Consider the following 23,749-nt stretch of genomic DNA (forward strand, 5'->3'; position numbering starts at 1 on the left):
CTACGCAACCAAGAAAGCACACCATCACACCACGACATACACCGAACTGGCACGCATAAAGCTCCTCGACCCCGCCCACTAACTTAGCGGTATTGGCCGGACGGGCAGGCTCTGGGATGACCACACCTGCCGCTGCCACCTCGCCTTCTGGAGGTGGGCCGCTGGGTGGTCATCCCGTCGCCTGATTGAGGCCTATCACTTTGAGCCGGGCCCGCAAGCTTGCGCCGAAACCCCACGCTGCACTGTGCGTTGCGGGCCCGGCTCAAAGTGATTTGACGGCCTCAGGCGACGGGATGACCACCCAGCTCCGTGATTTGGGGCAATCACCCGGCCACCAACCGAGTTACGCATTACCTCACCGCAGCAAACCCACCAACACCGGCAAGGCCGCCACCAAGGCCTCCCGCGAACACCCGGCGTACCCGATTGCCACCCCATGAGCCGAAGGCGAACCGGCAAAGTGCCGCGCCAGCCCGTCCAACCGGATCCCCCGCCGCTCGGCCGCGGCGATCACCGACGCCTCCACCTCAGCCGACGAAAACGGCACCACAAGATGCGCCCCCGCGTCGTCCCCCCGCACCGGCACCCCGGCCGCCGACAACGCCCCCGCCAGAAGAGTCCGCCGCTCGGCCATCTCGCGACGGAGTTTCCGCAGGTGACGGCCCAGATCCCCGTTTCGCGCGAATTCGTACAACACCCGCTGCCCCGCCGGCGAAGGCCGTGTCCCAGTCAGATCCCGGTACGCCAGCACCGCCGACGTGATCGCCTCCGGCGCCACCATCCAGCCCGCGCCCAAGGTCGGCGTCAGGATCTTCGACGTGGTCCCCAGGTGCGCCACCACGTCCGGCGCCAGCGAAGCCAGCATCGGCAGCGGCGCCACGTCGAACCGCAGCTCGCCGTCGTAGTCGTCCTCGATGACCAGCATGCCCGCCGAACGCGCCCGCTCCACCAGCGAGACCCGGCGGGCCGCGCTCAGCCTGCTGCCCATCGGGTACTGGTGGGCCGGCGAGCAGTACACCGCCCGCGCGCCCGCCGGAATCGCGGACGGCCGCAGCCCTTCGTCGTCCACCGGCACCCCCACCACCCGCATGCCCGCGCGGAGGAACGCCTGCACCGCACGCTGGTAGCCCGGCTCTTCGACGGCGACGACATCTCCCCGCTCCAGCACCGCCGCGGCCAGCTCCACCACCGCCGCCGTCGTCCCGCCGGTCGCCAGCACCGAACCGGCCGCGAGACCCCGGTGGCGCAGCAGGTGCTCCGACACCGCCGCGCGGTACTCCGGCAGCCCCGCCCGGTGGGCGCGCACCAGCGGCTCGGGGTCGGCCGCCGCCCGCCAGGCGCGCCGCCAGGCCGCACGGTCCAGCCCGGCCGCCCACGGCGTTCCCGGGCTGAGGTCCAGCAGCGACGGCGCAGCGGCCTCGGGTGCCGGCGAGGCGGGCGCGGGAACCGCCGAAGCCGAGGAGGACGGCGGAGTCGTCACGTACGTGCCGGAGCCGTGCCGGCCGGCGATCCAGCCCTCGGCGTGCAGCTGCTCGTACGCCGCCGACGTCACCGTGCGGCTGACGCCGAGGCGTCCGGCCAGCGCCCTCGTCGAAGGCAGCCGGTCGCCGCCGCGCAGGTGGCCGCTCGCCGCGGCTTCGCGCAGGGCGTCCGCCAGCTGGACGGCCAGCGGCGTCACCGCCGAACGGTCGAGGCTGACCGGGAGCGCGGTGTCGGACACGGGACCTCCCCGACGAGGGTGGACTTCCCAAGTGTACGAGAAGTGGCCGTTTTCCCAGGCCACTGATCCGGGAGACGCTGGTCGCATGTTGTCGACCACGCCCCGCACCACGCTCGGCCGCAAGAAGCACCGCGCCGTGACCGACCGCTCCGCGCTGCACGCCGTCCTCGACGAAGGGCTCGTCTGCCACCTCGGGATCGTCCGCGACGGCGTGCCGCTGGTCCTCCCCACCGGCTACGGCCGCGACGGCGACACGCTCTACCTGCACGGTTCGACCGGCGCCGCCAGCCTCCGCACCGCCGCGCACGGCCTCGACGTCTGCGTGACGGTGACGCTCCTCGACGGCATCGTCTACTCGCGCTCGGTCAACAACCACTCGATGAACTACCGCAGCGCCGTCATCCTCGGCCAGGCGAAGCCGGTCCTCGACGCCGAGGCGAAGATGCACGGCCTGAAGGTGCTCACCGACCACCTCGCGCCGGGCTCGTGGGAGCACGCGCGCGAGGTCAACGCCAAGGAGTTCGCCGCGGTGTCCGTGCTCGCGCTGGACCTCGCCGAGGCGTCGGTGAAGATGCGCGCCGAAGGCCCGGACGACGAACCCGAGGACGTCGAAGCGGACACCTCCTGGGCGGGCGTCCTGCCGGTCCGGACCGTCTACGGCGAACCCGAGCCGTCGGAGGACCTCCCCGCGGGCTGGACCACCCCGGAGCACGTCACCGCGCGAGCGGCAACCGCACGCTGAAGGTCGTCCGACCCGGCACCGAAGCCACCGACACCGTGCCGCCGTGCGCCGTGACCAGGGACTGGACCACCGACAGCCCGAGCCCGGTGCCGCCGTGGCCGCGGGTGCGGGAGTCGTCGACGCGGAAGAACCGGTCGAAGATCCGCTCCTGGTCGCCCGCCGCGATCCCGGGCCCGGTGTCGGTCACCTGCACCACGGCGTCACCACCCGCAGCCGCCACCGAGACGTGCACCGACGTTCCCGGCGGGGTGTGCACGGCCGCGTTGGCCAGCAGGTTGTCCAGCACCTGCCGCAGCCGCACCGGGTCGGCGTCGACGAACGCCGTCGCGAGCGACGACGTCAGCGGGTGGTCGGGCCGTCCGGCGGCGAACGCGTCCGCCGCGTCCCCGGCCAGCTCGGCCAGGTCGACGCGCTCGGGCCGCAGCGGCGTCTCGGCGGCCCGCGCGTCGAGCCGGGCCAGCAGCAGGAGGTCGTCGACGAGCACGGTCATCCGCGCGGTCTCTTCGCGGATCTTCGCCAGGTGCGCCTCGCGCTCCGCCGGCTCGTTCGCCGCGGCGTAGCGGAAGAGGTCGGCGTACCCGCGGATCGACGTCAGCGGGGTCCGCAGCTCGTGGGAGGCGTCCGCGACGAACCGGCGCAGCCGCTCGTTGGCCTCGGTCTTCGCGGCCAGCGAGGTGTCGATGTGGGCCAGCATCACGTTGAACGCCGTCCGCAGCTCGTCGACCTCGGCGCCGCCGCCGGTGCCCGCCGCGCGCACCGGCAGGTCGGGGTTCGCGGTGAGGTCGTGCGAGGCGATGTCGTGCGCGGTGCCGGCCATGTCGGCCAGCGGGCGCAGGCCGCGGCGCAGCACCAGCCGTCCCACGATCACCAGCACGGCCAGCGCGAGCGCGAACGCGCCGACCTCGACCCAGATCAGCTGCTGGACGGTGCCCTCGAGGTCCCGCTGCGGCGCCGCCGACAGCAGCACCGAGTCGGTGTCCACCGGGCAGGCGCGCACCCGGTACGGGCCGTCGTCGCGCAGGTGGATGTTCCGGGTGACGTCGCCGGTCACCGCCTCGGCGGCGATCTTCGCCAGCTGCGTGGCATCGCCCGGCAGCCGGCCGCCGGGCTCGGGGACGGCGACCCCGCCCTGCACCTTGTACAGCGCCGAGTACCACGAGTACACCGACTGCGGCGAGCCGTGCGTTTCGCGCAGCAGCGGCAGCTGGGTGTTCTGGCTCTTGGACAGCTGCTCGTCGAGCCGCCGGTCGAGGTAGCCGTGCATGATCCCGACCGTCGTGACGCCGACGGCCGCGAACACCACCAGCGCGAGCGCGCCGAGGCCGAGGGTGATCCGGGTGCCCAGCCGGGTGCGCTGCCAGGCGCCGTACCACCGGGGGAAGAAGCCCTTCACCGGTGCGCCTGCCGCACGACGTACCCGACGCCGCGGACGGTGTGGATCAGCGGCTCGCCCTCGCCCGCGTCGACCTTGCGGCGCAGGTGCGAAATCACCAGTTCGACCACATTGGACCGGCCGCCGAAGTCGTACTCCCAGACGTGGTCGAGGATCTGCGCCTTGGTCAGCACCGCGGGCGAGCGGCGCATGAGGTAGCGCAGCAGCTCGTACTCGGTCGGCGTCAGCTCGGCCAGGACGTCGCCGCGGCGGACCTCGCGGGTGTCCTCGTCCAGGGTCAGGTCGCCGACGCGCAGCACGGCGCCGCGCGCCTCGGGCTGGTGCGCGAGGCCGGCGCTGCGCCGCAGCACCGCCCGCAGCCGCGCCATCAGCTCCTCGACCGAGAACGGTTTCACGAGGTAGTCGTCACCCCCGCGGGTGAGCCCGGCGATCCGGTCGGCCGTCGCGTCCTTGGCCGTGAGGAACACCACGGGCACCGCGTTGCCGCCCGCCCGCAGGCGGTCGAGCACGGTGAAGCCGTCGAAGTCGGGCAGCATCAGGTCGAGCACGACGATGTCCGGCCCGAACTCCGCGGCCCGGTTCAGCGCGGCCTGCCCGGTGCCGGCCGTGACCGCCTGCCAGCCCTCGTAGCGGGCGACGGTGGCGACGAGGTCGGCGATGTGCGGCTCGTCGTCGACGACGAGCAGGCGCACGGGGTCGGGGGTCTGCACCCCTGCATCTTCTCCCGGCGCGGCCCTGGTGGGCGACCGCGGGCGGCGGCCGACAGGAATCCGACAGCCGGCACCCAGACTCGCCACAGGACGGGCGGCGAGGCTGGCCTTCGTGAACCGAACCGAAGGGGGATCCGTGTGACCACCATGACGCAGACCGCCGAGGCCGCGCGCCCGGCGATCCGCCCCCGGATCGCCGCGAAATCCGGCCTTTTCCTCTTCATCGGCGCCAACGTGGCCGCCGTCACCGTCCTGTTCGTCCAGGCCGGGGTTTCGCAGAACGTGCTGATCACCATCGGCAGGCTGGCCGGCCTGTACGGCGCGCTGGCGATGGCGTTCCAGCTGCTGCTGGTGGCCCGGCTGCCCTGGCTGGACCGCCGGCTCGGGATGGACCGGCTGACCACGTGGCACCGGTGGACCGGCTTCACGATCCTCTGGACCCTGCTGGCGCACCTGGTGTTCATCACCATGGGCTACGCGGAGGTTTCGGACAAGGGTGTCGTCGACGAGCTGGTCGAGATGGCCAACACGCTCGAAGGGATCCTGCGGGCACTGGTCGCCTTCGCCGTGATCCTCATCGTCGGTGCCGCTTCGGCCAAGTTCGCGCGCAAGCGGCTCGCCTACGAGACGTGGCACTTCATCCACCTCTACACCTACGCCGCGGTCCTGCTGGCCTTCACGCACCAGATCGCGCTGGGCCAGTCGTTCGCCGGCTCGGAGCAGGCGAAGGCGTACTGGTGGACGCTCTGGCTCGGCGCCGGCGCGGCCGTGCTCGCCGGGCGCGTCGTGCTGCCGCTGTGGCGGAACCTGCGGCACCAGTTGCGCGTCACGGCCGTGGTTTCCGAGTCCCCGGACGTCGTTTCGGTGTACATGTCCGGCAAGCACCTGGACAAGCTGCCGGCCAAGGCGGGACAGTTCTTCCTGTGGCGGTTCCTGACCAAGGACCGTTGGTGGCAGGCCAATCCCTTCTCGCTTTCGGCCGCACCCGACGGCCGTTCCCTGCGGCTGACCGCGAAGGCGCTCGGCGATTCCAGCGCCGGGCTGCGCAACCTGCGCGTCGGGACGCGCGTGTTCGCCGAAGGACCGTACGGCGCCTTCACGACGATCCACCAGCGGCGGCCCAACGCGCTGCTCGTGGCGGGCGGGGTCGGGATCACGCCGATCCGCGCGCTGCTGGAGGACATCGAAGGCCACGTCGTCGTGCTGTACCGGGTGCGGTCCCAGACCGACGCGGTGCTGCTGCCGGAGCTCAACGAGCTGGCCAAGGCGCGCGGCGCCAGCGTGAGCGTCCTCACCGGACCGGACCAGGCGGTCGGGCCGCGCGGGGTGATGCTCGGGCCGGCGAACCTGCACATGATGGTGCCGGACGTGCACGAGCGGGACGTGTTCGTCTGCGGGCCGCCGGGGATGACCTCGGCCGTGCTGCGCAGCCTGCGCGAGCTGAAGGTGCCGAACGCCCAGGTCCACGCCGAACGTTTCAGCCTTGCGGCCTAGGGGATGCTGTGAAGAAGACCATTTTCGTCGTCGCGCTGTCGATCGCCGGGTTCATCTCGGTCTGGCGGTTCGAGCCGGGGCCGGTGCACAAGACGGCCACCGTCGCGCAGGCGCCGCCACCGGCCGTCACCGCACCGTCCACATCGGCCGCTCCCCCGGACACCCCGGCGGCGCCGGCCACTTCGTCCGGCGCGCCCGCTCCGTCCACTTCGGAGGCTCCGGCCACCCGGGACACCGCGAACGAGACGGTGACCACGCAGGGCAGCGCCGAGTCGAGCCGGTACGGCACCGTGCAGGTGCAGGTGACGTTCACCGGCTCGCGGCTGGCCGTCATCACCCTGCTGCAGGCCCCGGACGGCGGCCGCTCGCTCACCGCGCTCCCGAAGCTGCAGGAGGAGGCGATCAAGGCGCAGAGCGCCCAGATCGACACGGTGACCGGCGCCACCGAGACCAGCGAGTCGTACAAGACGTCACTCCAGGCCGCGATCGACGCTAGGGAGAAGCAGCGATGACGAACCGCGTCGAGCAGGTGATGGGCCTGCCGATCTCGCTCGACCTGCGGGACGAGGGCGACTTCGCCGAGGTCGTCGACGACGTCTTCGCGTGGTTCCGGGACGTCGACGCCCGCTTCAGCCCGTTCCGCGACGACAGCGAGGTGAGCCGGTACGACCGCGGCGAGCTGACGGCCGCCGAGCTGAGCGACGACCTCATCGAGGTGCTGGAGCTCTGCGCGTACTACGAGCAGCTCTCCGGCGGCGCGTTCCGCGCGCGGATGCCCGGCCGCGGCCTCGACCCGTGCGCGGTGGTGAAGGGCTGGGCGGTGCAGCGCGCGGCCGACATGCTGAAGGCCGAGGGCGCGACGACGTTCTGCCTCAACGCCGGCGGCGACGTCGTCACCGCCGGCGAGCCGGAGCCGGGCCGTCCGTGGCGGGTCGGGGTGCGCCACCCCGAGCAGCCCCTGGCGGTGTGCGCGGTCCTGGAGTCGCGCAACGGCGCGATCGCGACGTCGGCGGCCTACGAGCGCGGCTCCCACATCCTCGACGGCCGTTCGGGAACGCCGGCGACGGGCTTGATGAGCGTGACCGTGGTGGCCGGCGACCTGGTGACGGCGGACGCGCTGGCCACGGCGGCGTTCGCGATGGGCGCGGAGGGCATCACCTGGGCGGCCGACCGGCCGGACTGCGAGATCCTCATCGTCGACGACAGCCGCCGCGTGCACCGGACGGCGGGGCTGGCGCTGGCGTCGTAAATCGGTTCGCCCTCCCGGCCGCGGCTGCGCCAGACTCGGCGGCACCCGACCTCGAGGAGTGCCATGCCGTCGTCCGTGCTGAACGTGTCCGTCGACTGCGCCGACCCGTACCGGCTGTGCGAGTTCTGGAGCCAGGTGACGGGCAAGCCGATCCCGGACACCGACGCCCCGGGCGACGACGAGGTGGGCTTCGAGCTCAACGACGGCACGACGCTGCTGTTCCTGCGGGTCCCGGAGCCGAAGACGGTGAAGAACCGCCTCCACCTGTGCCTGCAGCCGGACATCCCGCGCGACGAGGAGGTCTCGCGGCTGCTCGGCCTCGGCGCGACGCTGGTGAACGACCTCCGCAAGCCGGACGGCACGGGCTGGGCGGTGCTGGCCGACCCGGAGGGCAACGAGTTCTGCGTGCTGAGGAGCGCGGCCGAGCGCGCGGCGACGTCGTGACCGGCTGAATAGGGTGGCGGCATGGTCCGTCCCCTGATCGCCGTCGCCACGCTGGGCGGCACCATCTCGATGGCCCCGGTCGACGGCGACGGCGGGGCGGTCCCGCGGTTCGGCGCGGCCGAGCTGCTCGGCGGGCTCGGCGACGTGCCGATGGACGTCCTGGCCGAGACGCTGGCCGGGATCGGCAGCGCGTCACTGGACTTCGCGACGCTGCTGCGCTGCCGCGAATGGGGCCTGCGCCAGGACGCCGACGGCTTCGTCGTCGTCCAGGGCACCGACACCCTGGAAGAAACGGCGTACTTCCTGGACCTGCACTGGCCGTCGGACGTGCCGGTGGTGATCACCGGGGCCATGCGCAACGCGGGCCTGTTCAGCCCGGACGGTCCGGCCAACCTGCGCAACGCCCTCACCGTCGCGGCCGATCCGCGCAGCCGCGGCCGCGGTGTGCTGGTCACGCTCAACGACGACGTCCACGCCGCGCGCTGGGTGCGGAAGGCGCATTCGAGCCACCTGGAAGCGTTCTCCTCGGCGCCGGCGGGACCACTGGGCATGGTCGTCGAGCACGCGGTGCACTGGTTCCACCCGTCACCGCCGCGGCTGCCCGCTCTCGAAGGCGACGACTTCGGCGGGCTGGTCCCCATCGTGGAAGCCGGCCTGGACGACTCGGGCGCGGTGCTTTCTTCCGTGGCCACACAGCCCGGAGTGCGCGGTGTCGTGGTCGCCGCTTCGGGTGTGGGGCACGTCTCGGCCGGCACCGCCGACGTGATCGCCGGTCTGGTGTCGTCGCTGCCGGTGGTCGTCGCTTCGCGGACCGGGGCGGGCCCCACGCTGCGCTCGACGTACGGCTTCCACGGCTCCGAGTCGAGCCTGATCGCGCTGGGCGCGACCATGGCGGGCTGGCTGGACGCCCGGAAGTCGCGGATCCTGCTGCACGCGCTGCTGGCCGCCGGCGCGGACCGGTCCCGGATCGAGCGGGAGTTCCGGGCTCGCGGCGACCTGGACTGAGCGGATCAGCCCGGGACCGGGCCGTCGACCGGGTCCAGGTGGTACGGGCGCATCGCGCGGCCGGCGTCGCGGTAGACGTGGACGGAGATCGCCGGGTCGGGCCCGTCGTTGCGGACCTCGTGCACGTACCCGGGCCCGAACACCCGGGACTGCCCGGCGGAGAGGGCGTGCAGCTCGGTGACCGCGCGGCCGTCCGGCGCGCGGCGCGCCACGGCTTCGGTGAGGTGGCCGCCGACCACGGTGAACGCGCCGCTGGCGAACGCGTGGTCGTGCAGGTCGGTGCGCTGGCCGGGCAGCCAGCTCATCAGCCACACCTCCTGCCGCTCGTCCTTCGACACCAGCGCCGCGAACCGCTCGTCGGGGTCGTAGCGCAGGAGGTGCTTCCAGCGGTCGCGGTCGGCGGCGACCTCGAGGGCGACGCGCACCGGGTGGCGCAGCGCGGGGTTTTCGGGACGCAGCAGGGTGTTGTCCGGAACGGCGAACATGACGGTCCTCACGGAGAAGAAAGGGTGTCGAGCTGGGCCGGGGCTGGGTTCACCGACAACAGCGACACGCGCGCACGGCGGAGCGGAGGCCCATGAGGCCCCTCGACTCGGACATGGCGTGCGCGAACATGCGACCAGAGTCGCAGCCGCGTCCCGCGCGGTCAAGACGTCCCACCTGACGGGAGATCAGGACCACTCGTGCTTCTGGGACCGCCCGAGCAGCTCGGCGCCGGCCCGGCGCGGGTCGACACCTTCGTGGCAGACGCGGTGCATGGCGTCGGTGATCGGCATGTCGACACCGACGCTCTGCGCGAGCGCCCGGATCGACGAGCACGACATGACGCCCTCGGCGACCTGCCCGCCGGCCGCCGCCTGCGCCTGTTCGAGGGTCTCCCCGCGGCCGAGGCGTTCACCGAAGGTGCGGTTGCGCGAAAGCGGCGAAGAGCAGGTCGCGACCAGGTCGCCGACGCCGGCGAGCCCGGCGAAGGTCAGCGGGTCGGCGCCCAGCTTCGCGCCGAGCCGGGCCATCTCGGCCAGGCCGCGGGTGATGAGCGTCGCCATCGTGTTGGTGCCGAGGCCGAGGCCGGCGGCCATCCCGGTGCTGAGCGCGATGACGTTCTTGCAGGCTCCGCCGAGCTCGCAGCCGACGACGTCGGTGTTGGTGTACGGGCGGAAGTAGGAGTTGGCGCACGCGCGCTGGACCGCGACGGCGCGTTCGTGGTCGGCGCAGGCGAGCACGGAGGCGGACGGCTGCCCGGCGGCGATCTCCTTGGCCAGGTTCGGCCCGGTGACGACGACGACCTCGTTGGGGTCGATTCCGACGATCTCGCCGATCACCTCGCTCATCCGCTTGAGCGTGCCGAGCTCGACGCCCTTGGCGAGGCTGACGAGGATCGCGTCTTCCGGCAGCAGCCCGCGCCACGCGGTCAGGTTCGCCCGCAGGCTCTGGCTGGGCACGGCCAGGACGACGGCTTCGGCGTTTTCGAGCGCCTTCGCCGGATCGCTCGTCGCGGTGATGTTCTCCGGCAGGTCCACACCGGGCAGGTAGGCGCTGTTGGTGTGCCGGTCCCGGATGTCCTCGGCGACCTGTTCCCGGCGCGCCCACATCGTGACGTCCCGCCCGGCGTCGCCGAGGACCTTGGCGAAGGCGGTACCCCAGGAGCCGGCGCCGAGCACGGTGACCCGCTGCACGTCGGCGCGCATCAGGCGGGGTCCCCGGGCTTGGCCGACGGCGGTTCCTCGTGCCGGATCTCGGCGAGGAGCCGGGTCACCTCGTCCATCATGACCTTGGTGACCTCGCGCAGCTTCGTGGCGCTGCGCGTGTTGCCGCCGCGGTAGGCGGACAGGTCGAGCGGGTCGCCGACGGAGTGGGTGATCGTCTTGCGCGGGAACGGCGTGAACTTCTTGGTGTAGCCGTTGAAGATCTGGCTGGTGCCCCACCGGGCGACCGGGATGACGGGGACGTCGTTCTGCAGCGCGAGCCGCGCGGCGCCGGTGAAGGACTCCTTCGGCCAGCCGTCGGGGTCCTTGGTGATGGTGCCTTCGGGGTAGATGACGACGATCTTGCCTTCTTCGAGGGCCTGGTGGGCCGCCTTCAGGCTGTCCCCGGCGGCGGCCGAGCCCCGCGAGACGGGGATCTGCCCGGACCCGGAGACGATCGGGCCGAGGATCGGCGCGCGCGTCAGGCTCTCTTTGAAGAGGAACCGCGGAACCCGCTTCTGCCGGTGCACGAACACGGCGTCGACGGCGGGGTCGAAGTGCGAGATGTGGTTCATGACGAGCAGGGCCGGCCCCTGCCGCGGGATCTTCTCGGCCCCGACGTAGACCCGCCGCCCGATGTGGGTGAGCGGGTAGAACAGTACGGCGGCGAGCCCCACCCAAAAGCCGCCCTTCTCACGCCGGGCCACGATCTCCTCCTCCACACGTCACGTCCGGGGGTGATCCTGCCGCGCCGGGCTCGGACCAGTCCAGGGAGGGTCGGTTCCACGGGTCGGCCCGCGGCGGCGGCGGGGGTCATGACCAGGCCGAGGCGCTCGGGTGGCCAGGCCGAGCCGCTCCGGCGCCTTGCCCGGCCAAGCCGGCCTCCACACACAGCCCGGCTTCCACACACAGCCCGCCCTCCCAAGGGGGCCACCATCCCCCCACAGGGCACCCCCGATTTCGACGCTATCGCCCCCACCCGACAAAACCCCCGCCCGAAGCCCCCACCACCCCGAACCTGTCCACAACCCGCGTCACCTGTGGACAACCCGCCCGCCGGCAACCGCCCTCCCCGGCTTTCGGGTAAAGATGGACACGTGGACGTGGACCTGGTCGTACCCCTGAAACACCCCCGCGACGGCAAGTCGCGGCTGCGGGGTGCCGTCGAACACGCCCACCACCCCGGCCTGGTGCTCGCCCTCGCCAAGGACACACTCACCGCCGTCGTGTCGAGTGCGCAGGTCAGGCGCGTCCTGCTCGTCGCCGCCGATCCGGGCGCCGTGGAAGAGCTCGGCGAGCTCGGCGTCGAGATCGTCGCCGAACCGGCCGAAAAGTCCCTCAACGCCGCCTTCCGCCACGGCGAAGCCCTGCTCAAAGCCGATGATCCCGGCGCCGTCGTCGGCGCCCTCCAAGCCGACCTCCCCGCCCTGCGCGCCGGCGATCTCACCGCCGCACTCGCCGAGGCGGCCGGCCGCCGGGCCTTCGTCGCCGATCGCCAGGGCACCGGCACCACCCTGCTGCTGGCCGCCGCCGGCGAGCCCCTCGATCCCCGCTTCGGGCCGGGCTCGGCGCGGCACCACGCCGCGTCCGGGGCCATCGCCCTCGCGCAAGCACTCCCCACCCTCCGCAGCGACGTCGACACCCCGGACGATCTCGCCCACGTCCACACCCTCGGTGTCGGAAAACACACCGCCGCCCACCTCCGCGCGCCCGCGCTGAGCTGTTCATCTGACCTTCACCGCGGCCTGCGCAATTCCGCGTCGGGTAGTGAAGAATGGGGGCCGTGAGCACAGACGACGGCGGCACGCCCGCACCGCGGAGGCGAAGGAACCCGGCCACCGGATCTCCGGAGGCGGCGAAGAAGACGACCACCGCCAAGAAGGCCCCGTCGAAGTCGACCGCGCGCGACACCGCCGCCCGTGCCACCGCCGGCAAGGCCAGAACCCGCAAGACCACGGCCGCGGCGGCCACCCCGCCGTCGACGCGGCGCCGCAGCTCCACGCAGGGCAACGCGCGCGCGGCCGAAGAGTTCCGGGCCGTTCCCTCGGCGCCGCCCGCGGTCACCACCGCGCCGACCGCCGTCGAGACGCTGCCCGACGACCGCTACTTCAACCGCGAGCTGTCGTGGCAGGACTTCAACGCGCGCGTGCTCGCGCTGGCCGAGGACGAGTCGCAGCCGCTGCTGGAGCGGGCGAAGTTCCTCGCCATCTTCGCGTCCAATCTGGACGAGTTCTACATGGTCCGCGTCGCCGGCCTCAAGCGCCGCGACGAGACCGGCCTGATGGTGCGCAGCGCGGACGGCCTCACCCCGCGTGAGCAGCTCGGCTACATCGCCAAGCGCAACCAGGACCTCGTCGAGCGGCAGACCGGCGCCTTCGAGAAGCACCTGCGCCCGCAGCTGGCCGAGCAGGACATCCACATCGTCGGCTGGGCCGACCTCGCCGGCGCCGACCAGCTCCGGCTGTCGAGCTACTTCTCCGAGCAGATCTTCCCGGTCCTGACGCCGCTGGCCGTCGACCCGGCGCACCCGTTCCCCTACATCTCGGGCCTTTCGCTCAACCTCGCGGTGACGGTCCGCGACCCGGAAGGCGGCACCGAGCGCTTCGCCAGGGTGAAGGTGCCGAGCAACGTGCCGCGCCTGATGCGCGTCGAGACCGAGCGCACCAGCCGCACGGCGACGTTCCTCCCGCTCGAAGAGCTCATCTCCGCCCACCTGGGTGAGCTGTTCACCGGCATGGACGTCACCGAGCACCACGTCTTCCGCGTCACCCGCAACGCCGACTTCGAGGTCGACGAGGACCGCGACGAAGACCTGCTGCAGGCGCTCGAACGCGAGCTGGCGCAGCGCCGGTTCGGCCCGCCGGTGCGCCTCGAGGTCGCGCAGGACATGAGCGAGCACATGCTCGAGCTGCTGCTGCGCGAGCTGGACGTCGACCCGGCGGACGTCGTCGAGGTGCCCGGGCTGCTTGACCTGACCTGCCTGCACCAGCTGTCCGCAGTGGACCGCAAGGAGCTGAAGGACCGGCCGTTCGTGCCGGCGACGCACCCGGCGTTCGGCGAGCGTGAGACGCCCAAGAGCGTCTTCGCGACGCTGCGTGAGGGCGACGTGCTGGTGCACCACCCGTACGACTCGTTCTCGACGAGCGTGCAGCGGTTCATCGAGCAGGCGGCGGCCGACTCGAAGGTCCTCGCGATCAAGCAGACGCTGTACCGGACGTCCGGTGACTCCCCGATCGTCGACGCGCTGATCGACGCCGCGGAGGCGGGCAAGCAGGTCGTCGCGCTGGTGGAGATCAAGGCCCGCTTCGACGAGCAGGCGAACATCACCTGGGCGCGGACGCTGGAGCGCGCTGGCGTGCACGTCGTGTACGGCCTGGTCGGGCTGAAGACGCACTGCAAGGTGTCGATGATCGTGCGCCAGGAGGGCTCGACGATCCGGCGCTACTGCCACATCGGCACCGGCAACTACAACCCGAAGACGGCGCGGCTCTACGAGGACATCGGCCTGTTCACCGCCGACCCGAGCATCGGCGCGGACGTCACGGACCTGTTCAACGTGCTGACCGGCTACTCGCGGCAGGACACCTACCGGACGATCCTGACCTCGCCGCACGGCATCCGGCGCGGCATCGTGCGCGCGATCGGCGAGGAGATCGAGCTCGCGCGGGCCGGGCAGCAAGCCGGTATCCGGATCAAGTGCAACTCGCTGGTCGACGAGCAGGTCATCGACGCGCTCTACCACGCGTCGCAGGCCGGCGTGCCGGTCGAGATCGTGGTGCGCGGGATCTGCACGCTCAAGCCCGGCGTCGAGGGGCTGTCGGAGAACATCCACGTCCGGTCGATCCTCGGCCGGTTCCTGGAGCACTCGCGGATCTTCAACTTCCGCGCCGGCGGCACGCACTGGATCGGCAGCGCGGACATGATGCACCGCAACCTGGACAGGCGGATCGAGGCGCTGGTGCGCGTCAAGGACCCGAAGCTGACCGCGCAGCTCGACAACATCTTCGATTCGGCCCTGGACCCGGAGACGCGCTGCTGGGTGCTGACCGCGAGCGGCGAGTGGTCGCCGTTCCCGGCCGACGGCTCGCGCGTGCGTGACCACCAGCTCGAGCTGGCGAAGCTGCACGGGGCCGCCGGATGACCCAGGAGGTACGGGCGGCCGGCGCGGTGCTGTGGCGCGTCGCCGGGGGCGCGACGGAAGTCGCGCTGGTGCACCGCCCGCGGTACGACGACTGGTCGTTGCCGAAGGGGAAGCTCGACGCGGGCGAGACGACCGCCGAGGCAGCGGTCCGCGAAGTGCGGGAGGAGACCGGGTTCACCGCGGTCCTGGGCCGTTACCTGGCCCGGACGGCGTACCCGGTGCCGTCGCGCAACGGCTCCGGCACGGTGCCGAAGACGGTCGACTACTTCGCGGCGGAAGCGGTGTCCGGCGAGTTCGCGGCGAACGACGAAGTCGACGAGCTGCGCTGGCTGGCCCCGACGGCGGCGGAAAAGCTGCTGACCCGCCCGGAGGACGTCCGGGTGCTGCGGGCGTTCTGCGAACTCCCGGTGGGCTTGACGACGCTGTTGCTGGTACGGCACGCAAAGGCGGGCAAGCGCGACGAGTGGTCGGGCGACGACGACCTCCGGCCGCTGTCGGAGGCGGGCCGCCGCCAGGCGGCGGCCCTGCGCCGGGTACTGCGCTTGTTCGGCCCGGACCGGGTGCTGTCGGCGCCACGGCTGCGCTGCGTGCAGACGGTCCACGGCGTGGCGGAGGACATCGAGGCCGAGGTCCGCCACGAGCCGCTGTTCTCCGAGGAGGGCTACTGGCCGGACCCGGTCCTGGGCTTGGCAAGGCTCTTGGCGGTGGCCGGAGACGGCGGGACATCGGTGGTGTCCAGCCAGGGCGGAGTGATCCCGGACCTGGTGAGCGCACTGGCGGACCGCGACGGAGTGGAACTTTCGGCCGCGCGGGGCGGAGTGGTCCCGAGCAAGAAGGGGTCGTTCTGGGTGTTGTCATTCCGCCCACCAACGGCCACGGAGGGCCCCCTCCTCCTGGCGGCGGACTACCACTCGAGCGCCCTCCCGGCCCCCTCCCCCAGCCACTCCTGAGCCGGCGTCCACAAGTCCCCTCAGCTGTGGACAACCCCCTGTGCGCAGGCAGTTTTGTCGGTGGGCGCCGATAGACTGGAACCGGGGACGCCCCCCTGGGAGGGCGGGGGAGTTTTCCAGCAAAGTCGGAGCGCCCTTTCAACTGCCTCACCGGCGCGAACGAAAGCTTCCTCACCGGCCTAAACGGCACGCGGGCACCCGGACCCGCACAACACCCAGACCTCCCCCCACCCCGATCCGAAGCCAGCACACGGCCGGTGGTGCCGGGTCAAGGCACGCTTTCCCGCCTTGACGCGGTACCACCGGCCGTAGTGACAATCAGACTTCGGGGTGGTGGGCACAGCGACCCGCCCTGGCACCGAATCACGGACCAAACAGGCCGGCCCACAACCCACATCCAGACAACAGCGCCACCTCCCGGTACCCAACCGAAGACCGCAGCGCTCCCCGCCTCACCGACGCGACCCGCGGCAAAGACCCAACCGTCAAGACTTCCCCAAACCGCCGCTGTCATCGCGAGACAGCGACGTGACAGTCGATCTTGGTGTACTTGTTCAGGGTCCCGCTGGGCTGCGCCGGGCTAGGGGTACGGCGCATCCCCGGGCGAGGGGGCTTCTGTCGGCACCGTGGCCAGCAGGGCCTGGACCTCGGCGGCTCGAGGGTCGCCGAGGCGCTGGCTGACCGTCAGCGCCTCGGCCCAGTGCCTGCCCGCCTCCTGCGTTCGGCCCGTGCGGTGCTTCAGCCTTCCCAGGGTGATCTGGACGTCGATCGTGCCGTAGTCGGCGTTCAGCTCCTTCAGCTCCGCGAGCGCTTCGAGGCCCGCCCGCTCCGCCTCGTCGTGCCTTCCCGCTCCCGCGAGGGCCTCGGCGACGTTCCCCAGCGCGAGCGCCGCGTGGTACCGGTCGCCGAGTTCGGCGAAGGCTTCGTGCGCTGCCTGGGCCGCTTCGGCCGCGTGGTCGTAGTCGCGGAGGCCGATGCGGCTGGCACTCACGTTGAGGAGCGCGTGCGGCACGAACGTGCGCTGGCCGTGGTCGCGCGCGAGGTGGACGGCTTGGAGCGCGTGGCGTTCGGCTTCGGCGTACTCGGCTCGGACGTAATAAGCACCGGCGAGGTTGGACAGGATCGCCACCGTCAGCGCGGTGCCGTCGCCTCGCTCGGACGCCGCGCGCGCTTCCTCCAGTGCCTCGAGCGCCTTGTCCGGCTGGAGGGTGCGTAGGTAGGCCGAGCCGAGGTTGTTGGCGCTGTACTGGAGACCGGTGCTGTCGCCGGCGTCGCGGGTGGCGGCGACGGCCGTGCGCGCGGTGGTGATCCAGTCGTCGCGGTCGTGCCGCTCGGCGAAGAACCCGCGCAGGAGCCACGCGAGCTTCCAGGCGTGCGCGGTCCAGCCGCGACCGGCGGCGATGCCGACGAGCGCGGTGAGGGCCTGGCGTTCGGTGTTGTACCAGGCGATCGTCTGCTCGTGCTGTGCGAACCGGACGGCGGGCAGCGGCGCCGGGTCGAGCGTGATGTCTTCGGTGAGCAGGTCGGGCCGGACCAGCTTGTTCGCTTCGGCGACGCTGGCGAGGTACCAGTCGACGAGCCGGCGCAGCGCCGCCGCGCGCTCGGCCTCCGTCGTTTCCGTTTCGACGAGCTCGCCCGCGTAGACGCGCAGCAGGTCGTGGAACTGGTAGCGGTCGGTGCCGGGCTGGTTGAGGAGGTGGGCCGCGGCGAGCTGGTCGGCGAGTTCACGCGCTTCGCGCAGATCGGAACCGGCGAGCGCGGCGGCCGAGGAGAGGCTGAAGCCGTGGCCGGGGTGCAGGCCGAGCAGCCGGAAGAAGCGGGCCGCGGCCGGCCGCAGTGCCTTGTACGACCAGGAGAACGCGGCACGCAGATCGGTGCCGGCGTCCTGCGGGTCGCGGAGGGTGTCGAGCCGCAGCCGCTGGTCGCGGAGCTCTTCGACGATTCCGGCGAGCGAGACGCCGGAAAACCGGGAAGCGCGTTCCCCGGCCAGCGCCAGTGCCAGCGGCAGGCGGCCGCAGAGCTGAACAAGCTCGGCGACGGCGTCGGGTTCGGCGGCGAGGCGCTGCGACCCGACACTGCCGGCAAGGAGCGCGGTCGCGTCGCGGTCGTCGAACGAGCGCAGGGCGATGCGGCGCGCGCCGTCGCGGGCGACGAGGCCGCGCAGCTGGTTGCGGCTGGTCACCACGACGAGGTTGCCGGGCCCCGGCAGGAGCGGGCGCACCTGGTCGGCGTCGCGGGCGTTGTCGAGGAGCATGAGGGTGCGGCTGCCCGCCAGCCTGCTGCGGAGCAGCGCCGAACGTTCCTCCACAGTGGAGGGCAGCGTCTCCGCCGGGACGCCGAGGGCGCGCAGGAAGCCGGCCAGCGCGGCGTCGGGGGTGACCGGGGTGTCCGCGGAGTGGCCGCGCAGGTCGAGGAACAACTGGCCGCCGGGGAAGCGGTCGCGGACGCGGTGCGACCAGTGCACGGCCAGCGACGTCTTCCCGACGCCGGCGGTGCCTTCGATGACGACGATGCCGGAGGCGCCCCCGGGCGGCAGCCGGTCGAGTTCGGCGAGCTCGGGGCCCCGGCCGGTGAACCCGGCGACGTCGAAGGGCAGCTGCCGCGGCACGGTGTGGACGGCCGGATCGGCATCGGCGGCGAGCAGTTCGGCGTGCAGGCGCCGCAGGTCTTCGCCCGGTTCGACGCCCAGTTCGTCGGCCAGCAACGCCCGCAGCCCGGCGTATCGAGCGAGCGCTTCGGCGCGGCGCCCGGACCGGGCGAGGGCGCGCACGAGCCGTTCCCACAACGACTCCCGCAGCGGGTGCTGCGCGACCAGGTCGGTGAGCTCGGCGACGAGCCGCGCGTCAGGGACGAGCCCGGCGTCGAGATCGATCCGCTGTTCCACGGCGAAGAGGTACCGCTCGGTCAACAGCGGCCCCCATTCGGCGGCCAGCGCGGGAGATCCGACGCCTTCGAGGGGCACCCCGCCCCACCCGTCGAGCGCGGCGGTGAGCAGCTCCCGGCGGCGAGCGGGTTCCGTCGCGGCGGCGGCCTGGTCGAGGGTCTGGAGGAAGCGCAGCGCGTCCACCCGGGACGGGTCGACGACCAGCCGGTAGCCGTCCGGTTCGGTGACGACGGTGTCTTCGCCGCAGAGCCGGCGCAGGCGCATCACGTAGGTTTGCAGGCTGCCCCGGATGTGCGCGGGCGGAGCATCGTCCCAGACACCGCGGGCGAGGGCATCGATCGAAACGAGACGACCGGCGGCGAGCGCGAGCGTGGCGAGCAGCGCGCGCTGGCGGGAACTGGTCAGCACGACCGGCGAACCGTCGACGAGCACCTGGAACGGGCCGAGCAGCCGGATATCGATGGTGGTCGCCCCCAGGTTCGCCTCGCGCACGCCCGGCCCCGCCGGACGCGGGCCCCGAGGAACGCAGCGTGGCATCACTCGGCCGGGCGCTCAAGCAACTTTGCGAAATTGGGCGGAACCGGTCCCGGGGACGCGGTTGCGCCGGGCGGGTGACGCGGGGTGTCCGTTCGGGACACCGGTGCTGGCAGTGGGTGACCTCCCGCCACGCGGTTCGCGGAACGTGGGCGGTCGGTTGGCGTACCGGGAGGGCCGGATCGCTTGCGCGGCCGGCCGGTACCCAGGCTGCCCAGGTGGACACGCGGTTCGCTCGCGCGCCGGCTCAATCCCGCGCACCGACCATCCGAGTACGCCAGCCGACCCTTCCGGCACGCGAGCCGACCATCCAGGCACGCGAGCCGATCCTCCGGCGCGCGGGACTGCTTCTGCAGCCCAGTCCGGACATGCGGCAGGGCCCCGCGCACTTGGCGCGGGGCCCTGCCGGGAAAGCTGCTCGTCGAACCAGGGGTCGCCCCCCGGGGGTCCCCCGAATTTCACGTTACCGCAGGGGTACGACAGTTTCGGGCGGGTCAGTCCTTCTTCGCCGCGGTCGAGGTCCGCCTCGCCGGGGCCTTGGCGGCAGTGGTCTTGGCTGCCGTGGTCTTCGCCGCAGTGGTCTTCGCCGCCGGAGTCTTGGCCGCGGTGGTCTTCGCCGCCGGGGTCCTGGCCGCCGTCGTCTTGCGAGCCGTGGTCGTCTTCGTGGCTGCCGGCTTCGCCGCCGTCGTTGCCTTCGCGGCGGTGGCCTTTGTGGCTGCCGGCTTCGCCGCCGTGGTCGCCTTCGCCGCCGCCGGCTTCGCTGCCGTCGTCCGCGGGGCCGCCTTTGCCCGGGTGGTCGCCGTCCTCGTGGCCGCCGGCTTCGTCGCCGTCGTTGTCCTCGTGGCCGCCGGCTTTGCCGCCGTCGTGCGGGTGCGCGTGGTCGTCGAACGCGTTGCCGCAGGTGCCGCCGCCGCGCGGGTGGTGGTTGCCGTCGTGCGCCTGGCCGGTGTGGCCTTCGGCAGCTTCTTCGCTCCGGAAATCACGTCCTTGAACGTGGTCCCCGCGCGGAAGGCGGGCACGTTGGTCTTCTTGACCCGCACCGCTTCGCCGGTGCGCGGGTTGCGGGCCGTCCGCGCGGCGCGGGCGCGCTTCTCGAACACCCCGAAGCCGGTGATGTTGACCTTCTCGCCCTTGTTGACCGTCCGGATGATGATGTCGACCAGACCGTCGACCGCCTCGGCAGCGGCCTTCTTGTCGCCCAGGCGCTCGGTCAGCGCCTCGATCAGCTGGGCCTTGTTGGCCATGTCCAGTCCTCCAGGAGGCTCCACGGCCGCGTCGGCCGACTAGCGACACGGTATTACCAACGCAGCACAAATTCCAACCGGCATGCGGAACTTTCCCTTGCCCCGGGACGGGTTCCGCCTCGCGCCGAGGCCCGGTGACCGGCTCGCGGAGGGCCGTTCGGCATGCGGAAGGAACAGCCGGAAACGGAGCGACATCCCCTGCGGCACAAGGGATGTCGCCCCGGGATCGGGCTAGCCGGCGGTCACCGGTGTCGTCGTCGGCTTCCAGGACGGGCGGGTCGCCTCGAACGCGTCGATCTCACCGGCATGGCGCAACGTCAGCGCGATGTCGTCGAGACCTTCCAGCAGCCGCCAGCGGACGTAGTCGTCGATCTGGAAGGGCGCAGTGAAGTCCTTGGCCCGCACGGTCTTGGCCTCGAGGTCGACCGTGACCTCGGTGCCGGGCTCGTTCTCCAGCAGCTTCCACAGCAGCTCGACGTCGTGCTGCTCGCACTGGGCGGCCACCAGGCCACCCTTGCCGGAGTTGCCGCGGAAGATGTCGGCGAACCGGGCGGAGATGACCACCTTGAAGCCGTAGTCCATCAGCGCCCAGACGGCGTGCTCGCGGGAGGAACCGGTTCCGAAGTCCGGCCCCGCGACCAGCACGCTTCCGTTCTTGAACGGCCCCTGGTTGAGGATGAAGTTCTCGTCGGCGCGCCAGGCGGCGAACAGGCCGTCCTCGAAGCCCATCCGGGTCACCCGCTTGAGGTAGACCGCCGGGATGATCTGGTCGGTGTCCACGTTGGACCGGCGCAGCGGGACGCCGACGCCGGTGTGCTGGGTGAACGGTTCCATGGCTCTAGCTCCTCAGGTCGGTCAGCGGGCGGCGGTCAGCAGGTCTTCCGGCGACGAAAGCGTGCCCCGGACGGCCGTGGCGGCGGCCACGAGCGGCGACACCAGGTGCGTCCGGCCCCCCTTGCCCTGCCGGCCCTCGAAGTTGCGGTTCGACGTCGACGCGCTGCGCTCGCCCGGCTTGAGCTGGTCCGGGTTCATGCCGAGGCACATCGAGCAGCCGGCCTGGCGCCACTCCGCACCCGCCTCGGTGAAGACCTGGTCGAGCCCCTCGGCTTCGGCGGCCTTGCGGACGCGCATCGAGCCGGGAACCACCAGCATGCGGACCGAGTCCGCCACTTTCCGACCACGCAGCACCTCGGCCGCGGCCCGCAGGTCCTCGATCCGGCCGTTGGTGCAGGAGCCGAGGAAGACGGTGTCGACGGCGATCTCCCGCAGCGGCGTGCCCGGCTTCAAATCCATGTAGGACAGGGCTTTTTCAGCGGCGATGCGGTCGTTCTCGTCCGGGATCGCCTCCGGGTCGGGCACCTCGGCGCCCAGCGGGAGGCCCTGGCCGGGGTTGGTGCCCCAGGTCACGAACGGCGTCAGCGCGCTCGCGTCGAGGTGCACCTCGGCGTCGAACTCGGCGCCGTCGTCGGTGCGCAGCTGCCGCCAGTTTTCGATCGCCGCGTCCCAGTCCGCGCCCTGCGGTGCGTGCGGGCGGCCCTTCAGGTAGGCGAACGTCGTCTCGTCCGGCGCGATCATCCCGGCGCGGGCGCCGGCCTCGATCGACATGTTGCAGACGGTCATCCGGGCCTCCATCGAGAGGGCCTCGATGGCCGAACCGCGGTACTCCAGGACGTAGCCCTGGCCACCGCCGGTGCCGATCTTGGCGATCACCGCGAGGATGATGTCCTTCGCCGTGACACCGGGGCGCAGCTCGCCGTCGACGGTGATCGCCATCGTCTTGAAAGGACGCAGCGGCAGCGTCTGGGTGGCCATGACGTGCTCGACCTCGGACGTGCCGATGCCGAAGGCGATGGCGCCGAACGCGCCGTGCGTCGAGGTGTGGCTGTCGCCGCAGACCACGGTCATGCCGGGCTGGGTCAGGCCGAGCTGCGGGCCGATGACGTGCACGATGCCCTGCTCGGCGTCACCCATCGGGTGCAGCCGGACACCGAACTCCTTGCAGTTGCGGCGAAGGGTGTCGACCTGGGTGCGCGAGACCGGATCGGCGATGGGGAGCTCGATGTCGACGGTCGGGACGTTGTGGTCCTCGGTCGCGATGGTCAGGTCGGGGCGGCGCAGCTGCCGCCCGGCCAGGCGGAGGCCGTCGAAGGCCTGCGGGCTGGTGACTTCGTGCAGCAGGTGGAGGTCGATGTAGAGCAGGTCCGGTTCGGCGCCTTCGCCTCGGCGCACGAGGTGGCTTTCCCACACCTTCTCCGCCAGCGTGCGGGCCTTGCCGGTCGGGCTGGTCATCTCCGGCTCCTTCCACGGTTCGTCGACGAACTCGGGCGCGCACCTGCGAGATCGGGGTGCGAGCCGCGAAGGAGGGCGCAGCTCGAGTTCAGGGTTTCCCAGATACTGGACTTCCCAAAGTGCGGGACGCTAGTATCGGGTCGTGGGACAGCATAGCGGTATCGGAGTACTGGACAAAGCAGTGGCCGTCCTGCAGGCGGTCGCGGACGACCCCTGCGGCCTCGCGGAACTGTGCACGCGGACGGGCCTGCCCCGGGCCACCGCGCACCGGCTCGCGGTCGGCCTCGAGGTGCACCGGCTGCTGCGCCGCGGTCCGGACGGGCGCTGGCGCCCCGGTACGGCACTGGCCGAACTGGCGGGCGGCTCGACGGACCCGCTCCTCGACGCGGCGGGCGTGGTCCTGCCGAAGCTGCGCGACGTCACGGGCGAGAGCGTCCAGCTGTACCGGCGCGACGGCGTCCAGCGCGTGTGCGTCGCGACGGCGGAGCCACCGAGCGGGCTGCGCGACACGGTCCCGGTGGGGTCACGGCTGCCGATGACGGCGGGCTCGGGCGCGAAGGTGCTCGCGGCCTGGGCGGACCCGCACACGCAGCGCACGATCCTGGCGGACGCGGTCTTCGGCGAGCGGACGCTCCTGGAGGTCCGGCGGCGCGGGTGGGCGCAGAGCGTGGCGGAGCGCGAGCCGGGAGTGGCGAGCATTTCGGCCCCGGTGCGCGATTCGGCGGGGACGGTCGTGGCGGCGGTCTCGGTGTCGGGACCGATCGAGCGGATCGGCCGGAAGCCGGGCGCCCGCTGGGCGGCGGACCTTCTTGCCGCGGCGGATGCTCTGCAGGAACGGCTCTGAGGTTTTCGCCGGAGGGGTTCTTGCCGCGCGGGATGGCTGGTGGGGACGGCGCTGAGGTCTCGCCCGAGTGGGTTCTCACCGCGGAGGAGGCCTGGCAGGAGCGGCCCTGAAGTCTCGCCCGAGTGGGTTCTCACCGCGGAGGAGGCCTGGCAGGAGCGGCCCTGAAGTCTCGCCCGAGTGGGTTCCCGCCACGGAGGAGGCCTGGCAGGAGCGGCCTTGAGGTCTCGCCCGAGTGAGTTCCCGCCACGGAGAATGCCCTGTGGGAACGGCCGTGAAGTTTGCCGGGGCACTGCCCGGGTCCGGTTTCCACAGATCGCCCCGGATGTGGACAAACGGGCCCGGCCAGCGACTTTCGCGGCGATCTTGTCGGCAGCGCCCGATACGCTGGACCCGGGGGGCGCCCCCGGGAGCCGCCGGCGCA

20 protein-coding genes are annotated in these 23,749 nt (G+C 72.2%); 10 read left to right on the forward strand and 10 right to left on the reverse strand.

The genetic code is table 11. The features are described from left to right. Positions 1 to 355: 355 nt before the first annotated feature. On the reverse strand, positions 356 to 1,720 hold the full coding sequence (pdxR, locus tag ACWEGE_RS23130) for a MocR-like pyridoxine biosynthesis transcription factor PdxR (protein WP_449662517.1): 1,365 nt from the start codon (positions 1,718 to 1,720) through the stop codon (positions 356 to 358). Between the two features lie 85 nt (positions 1,721 to 1,805). Between pdxR and ACWEGE_RS23135 the strand changes: the two genes are divergently transcribed. Beyond that, complete coding sequence (locus tag ACWEGE_RS23135) at positions 1,806 to 2,462, forward strand: pyridoxamine 5'-phosphate oxidase family protein (protein WP_449662518.1); 657 nt, start codon at positions 1,806 to 1,808, stop codon at positions 2,460 to 2,462. On the opposite strand, the gene ACWEGE_RS23140 is transcribed toward ACWEGE_RS23135, so the two are convergent. Together ACWEGE_RS23140 and ACWEGE_RS23145 are read right to left on the reverse strand one after the other, a co-directional pair. Further along, positions 2,434 to 3,855, reverse strand: coding sequence for a sensor histidine kinase (locus ACWEGE_RS23140; RefSeq protein WP_449662519.1), 1,422 nt, complete (start codon positions 3,853 to 3,855; stop codon positions 2,434 to 2,436). The two genes, ACWEGE_RS23135 and ACWEGE_RS23140, sit on opposite strands and share 29 nt — an antisense overlap. Continuing rightward, the gene (locus ACWEGE_RS23145; protein WP_449662520.1) at positions 3,852 to 4,565 is read right to left on the reverse strand and encodes a response regulator transcription factor; all 714 of its coding nucleotides are present in this window, start codon (positions 4,563 to 4,565) and stop codon (positions 3,852 to 3,854) included. Before ACWEGE_RS23145 ends, ACWEGE_RS23140 begins: the two co-directional genes overlap by 4 nt. Positions 4,566 to 4,712: 147 nt before the next feature. Between ACWEGE_RS23145 and ACWEGE_RS23150 the strand changes: the two genes are divergently transcribed. From ACWEGE_RS23150 to ACWEGE_RS23170, 5 genes are all read left to right on the forward strand, one after another. After that, positions 4,713 to 6,059, forward strand: coding sequence for a ferredoxin reductase family protein (locus tag ACWEGE_RS23150; protein ID WP_449662716.1), 1,347 nt, complete (start codon positions 4,713 to 4,715; stop codon positions 6,057 to 6,059). 8 nt (positions 6,060 to 6,067) lie between these two features. Then, complete coding sequence (locus tag ACWEGE_RS23155; RefSeq protein WP_449662521.1) at positions 6,068 to 6,571, forward strand: FMN-binding protein; 504 nt, start codon at positions 6,068 to 6,070, stop codon at positions 6,569 to 6,571. Continuing rightward, positions 6,568 to 7,308, forward strand: coding sequence for an FAD:protein FMN transferase (locus ACWEGE_RS23160; protein ID WP_449662522.1), 741 nt, complete (start codon positions 6,568 to 6,570; stop codon positions 7,306 to 7,308). Before ACWEGE_RS23155 ends, ACWEGE_RS23160 begins: the two co-directional genes overlap by 4 nt. A gap of 63 nt (positions 7,309 to 7,371) precedes the next feature. Beyond that, complete coding sequence (locus ACWEGE_RS23165) at positions 7,372 to 7,752, forward strand: VOC family protein (RefSeq protein WP_449662523.1); 381 nt, start codon at positions 7,372 to 7,374, stop codon at positions 7,750 to 7,752. 21 nt (positions 7,753 to 7,773) lie between these two features. Continuing rightward, positions 7,774 to 8,757: an asparaginase gene (locus ACWEGE_RS23170; RefSeq protein WP_449662524.1), complete on the forward strand. Its 984-nt coding sequence runs from the start codon at positions 7,774 to 7,776 to the stop codon at positions 8,755 to 8,757. Positions 8,758 to 8,762: 5 nt separating this feature from the next. Here ACWEGE_RS23170 and ACWEGE_RS23175 read toward each other — a convergent pair whose 3' ends face one another. From ACWEGE_RS23175 to ACWEGE_RS23185, 3 genes are all read right to left on the reverse strand, one after another. Continuing rightward, the gene (locus tag ACWEGE_RS23175) at positions 8,763 to 9,242 is read right to left on the reverse strand and encodes a cysteine dioxygenase (RefSeq protein ID WP_449662717.1); all 480 of its coding nucleotides are present in this window, start codon (positions 9,240 to 9,242) and stop codon (positions 8,763 to 8,765) included. A gap of 186 nt (positions 9,243 to 9,428) precedes the next feature. Then, complete coding sequence (locus ACWEGE_RS23180) at positions 9,429 to 10,445, reverse strand: NAD(P)H-dependent glycerol-3-phosphate dehydrogenase (protein WP_449662525.1); 1,017 nt, start codon at positions 10,443 to 10,445, stop codon at positions 9,429 to 9,431. Continuing rightward, entirely contained in the window at positions 10,445 to 11,164 is a 720-nt protein-coding gene (locus tag ACWEGE_RS23185) for a lysophospholipid acyltransferase family protein (RefSeq protein WP_449662526.1), read from the reverse strand. The genes ACWEGE_RS23180 and ACWEGE_RS23185 overlap by 1 nt, the downstream gene beginning before the upstream one ends. A gap of 375 nt (positions 11,165 to 11,539) precedes the next feature. Here ACWEGE_RS23185 and cofC point away from each other — a divergent pair, with 375 nt between their 5' ends. The 3 genes from cofC to ACWEGE_RS23200 are packed head-to-tail and all read left to right on the forward strand — an operon-like array spanning position 11,540 to position 15,533. Beyond that, entirely contained in the window at positions 11,540 to 12,229 is a 690-nt protein-coding gene (gene cofC, locus ACWEGE_RS23190; protein WP_449662527.1) for a 2-phospho-L-lactate guanylyltransferase, read from the forward strand. Continuing rightward, positions 12,217 to 14,583 (forward strand): RNA degradosome polyphosphate kinase, encoded by a 2,367-nt coding sequence (locus ACWEGE_RS23195; RefSeq protein WP_449662528.1) that lies wholly within the window; start codon positions 12,217 to 12,219, stop codon positions 14,581 to 14,583. The genes cofC and ACWEGE_RS23195 overlap by 13 nt, the downstream gene beginning before the upstream one ends. Beyond that, positions 14,580 to 15,533: an NUDIX hydrolase gene (locus ACWEGE_RS23200; RefSeq protein ID WP_449662529.1), complete on the forward strand. Its 954-nt coding sequence runs from the start codon at positions 14,580 to 14,582 to the stop codon at positions 15,531 to 15,533. The genes ACWEGE_RS23195 and ACWEGE_RS23200 overlap by 4 nt, the downstream gene beginning before the upstream one ends. Before the next feature lie 580 nt (positions 15,534 to 16,113). Here the strand turns inward: ACWEGE_RS23200 and ACWEGE_RS23205 are convergent. From ACWEGE_RS23205 to leuC, 4 genes are all read right to left on the reverse strand, one after another. Continuing rightward, complete coding sequence (locus ACWEGE_RS23205) at positions 16,114 to 18,909, reverse strand: BTAD domain-containing putative transcriptional regulator (protein ID WP_449662530.1); 2,796 nt, start codon at positions 18,907 to 18,909, stop codon at positions 16,114 to 16,116. Between the two features lie 536 nt (positions 18,910 to 19,445). Next, positions 19,446 to 20,195 carry an HU family DNA-binding protein gene (locus ACWEGE_RS23210; protein ID WP_449662531.1) on the reverse strand — a complete coding sequence of 250 codons (750 nt, stop codon included), beginning with the start codon at positions 20,193 to 20,195 and terminating at the stop codon, positions 19,446 to 19,448. Positions 20,196 to 20,426: 231 nt separating this feature from the next. Beyond that, positions 20,427 to 21,029: a 3-isopropylmalate dehydratase small subunit gene (leuD, locus tag ACWEGE_RS23215; protein WP_449662532.1), complete on the reverse strand. Its 603-nt coding sequence runs from the start codon at positions 21,027 to 21,029 to the stop codon at positions 20,427 to 20,429. Positions 21,030 to 21,050: 21 nt separating this feature from the next. Then, a complete protein-coding gene (leuC, locus tag ACWEGE_RS23220) occupies positions 21,051 to 22,484 on the reverse strand; it encodes a 3-isopropylmalate dehydratase large subunit (RefSeq protein ID WP_449662533.1) in 1,434 nt (477 codons plus the stop codon). 142 nt (positions 22,485 to 22,626) lie between these two features. Between leuC and ACWEGE_RS23225 the strand changes: the two genes are divergently transcribed. Beyond that, a complete protein-coding gene (locus ACWEGE_RS23225) occupies positions 22,627 to 23,328 on the forward strand; it encodes an IclR family transcriptional regulator (protein WP_051183801.1) in 702 nt (233 codons plus the stop codon). Positions 23,329 to 23,749 lie beyond the last annotated feature (421 nt).

The sequence above is a fragment of the Amycolatopsis sp. NPDC004747 genome (genome assembly GCF_053601335.1).

Bases quoted from the DNA above. Each gene is read 5' to 3' on its own strand.
- ACWEGE_RS23160 (WP_449662522.1), top strand. From the start codon at position 6,568: ATGACGAACCGCGTCGAGCAGGTGATGGGCCTGCCGATCTCGCTCGAC.
- ACWEGE_RS23210 (WP_449662531.1), bottom strand. From the start codon at position 20,195: ATGGCCAACAAGGCCCAGCTGATCGAGGCGCTGACCGAGCGCCTGGGC.
- ACWEGE_RS23150 (WP_449662716.1), top strand. From the start codon at position 4,713: ATGACGCAGACCGCCGAGGCCGCGCGCCCGGCGATCCGCCCCCGGATC.
- leuC (WP_449662533.1), bottom strand. From the start codon at position 22,484: ATGACCAGCCCGACCGGCAAGGCCCGCACGCTGGCGGAGAAGGTGTGG.
- ACWEGE_RS23195 (WP_449662528.1), top strand. From the start codon at position 12,217: ATGGGGGCCGTGAGCACAGACGACGGCGGCACGCCCGCACCGCGGAGG.
- ACWEGE_RS23180 (WP_449662525.1), bottom strand. From the start codon at position 10,445: ATGCGCGCCGACGTGCAGCGGGTCACCGTGCTCGGCGCCGGCTCCTGG.
- ACWEGE_RS23175 (WP_449662717.1), bottom strand. From the start codon at position 9,242: ATGTTCGCCGTTCCGGACAACACCCTGCTGCGTCCCGAAAACCCCGCG.
- ACWEGE_RS23200 (WP_449662529.1), top strand. From the start codon at position 14,580: ATGACCCAGGAGGTACGGGCGGCCGGCGCGGTGCTGTGGCGCGTCGCC.
- ACWEGE_RS23165 (WP_449662523.1), top strand. From the start codon at position 7,372: ATGCCGTCGTCCGTGCTGAACGTGTCCGTCGACTGCGCCGACCCGTAC.
- ACWEGE_RS23135 (WP_449662518.1), top strand. From the start codon at position 1,806: ATGTTGTCGACCACGCCCCGCACCACGCTCGGCCGCAAGAAGCACCGC.
- leuD (WP_449662532.1), bottom strand. From the start codon at position 21,029: ATGGAACCGTTCACCCAGCACACCGGCGTCGGCGTCCCGCTGCGCCGG.
- ACWEGE_RS23170 (WP_449662524.1), top strand. From the start codon at position 7,774: ATGGTCCGTCCCCTGATCGCCGTCGCCACGCTGGGCGGCACCATCTCG.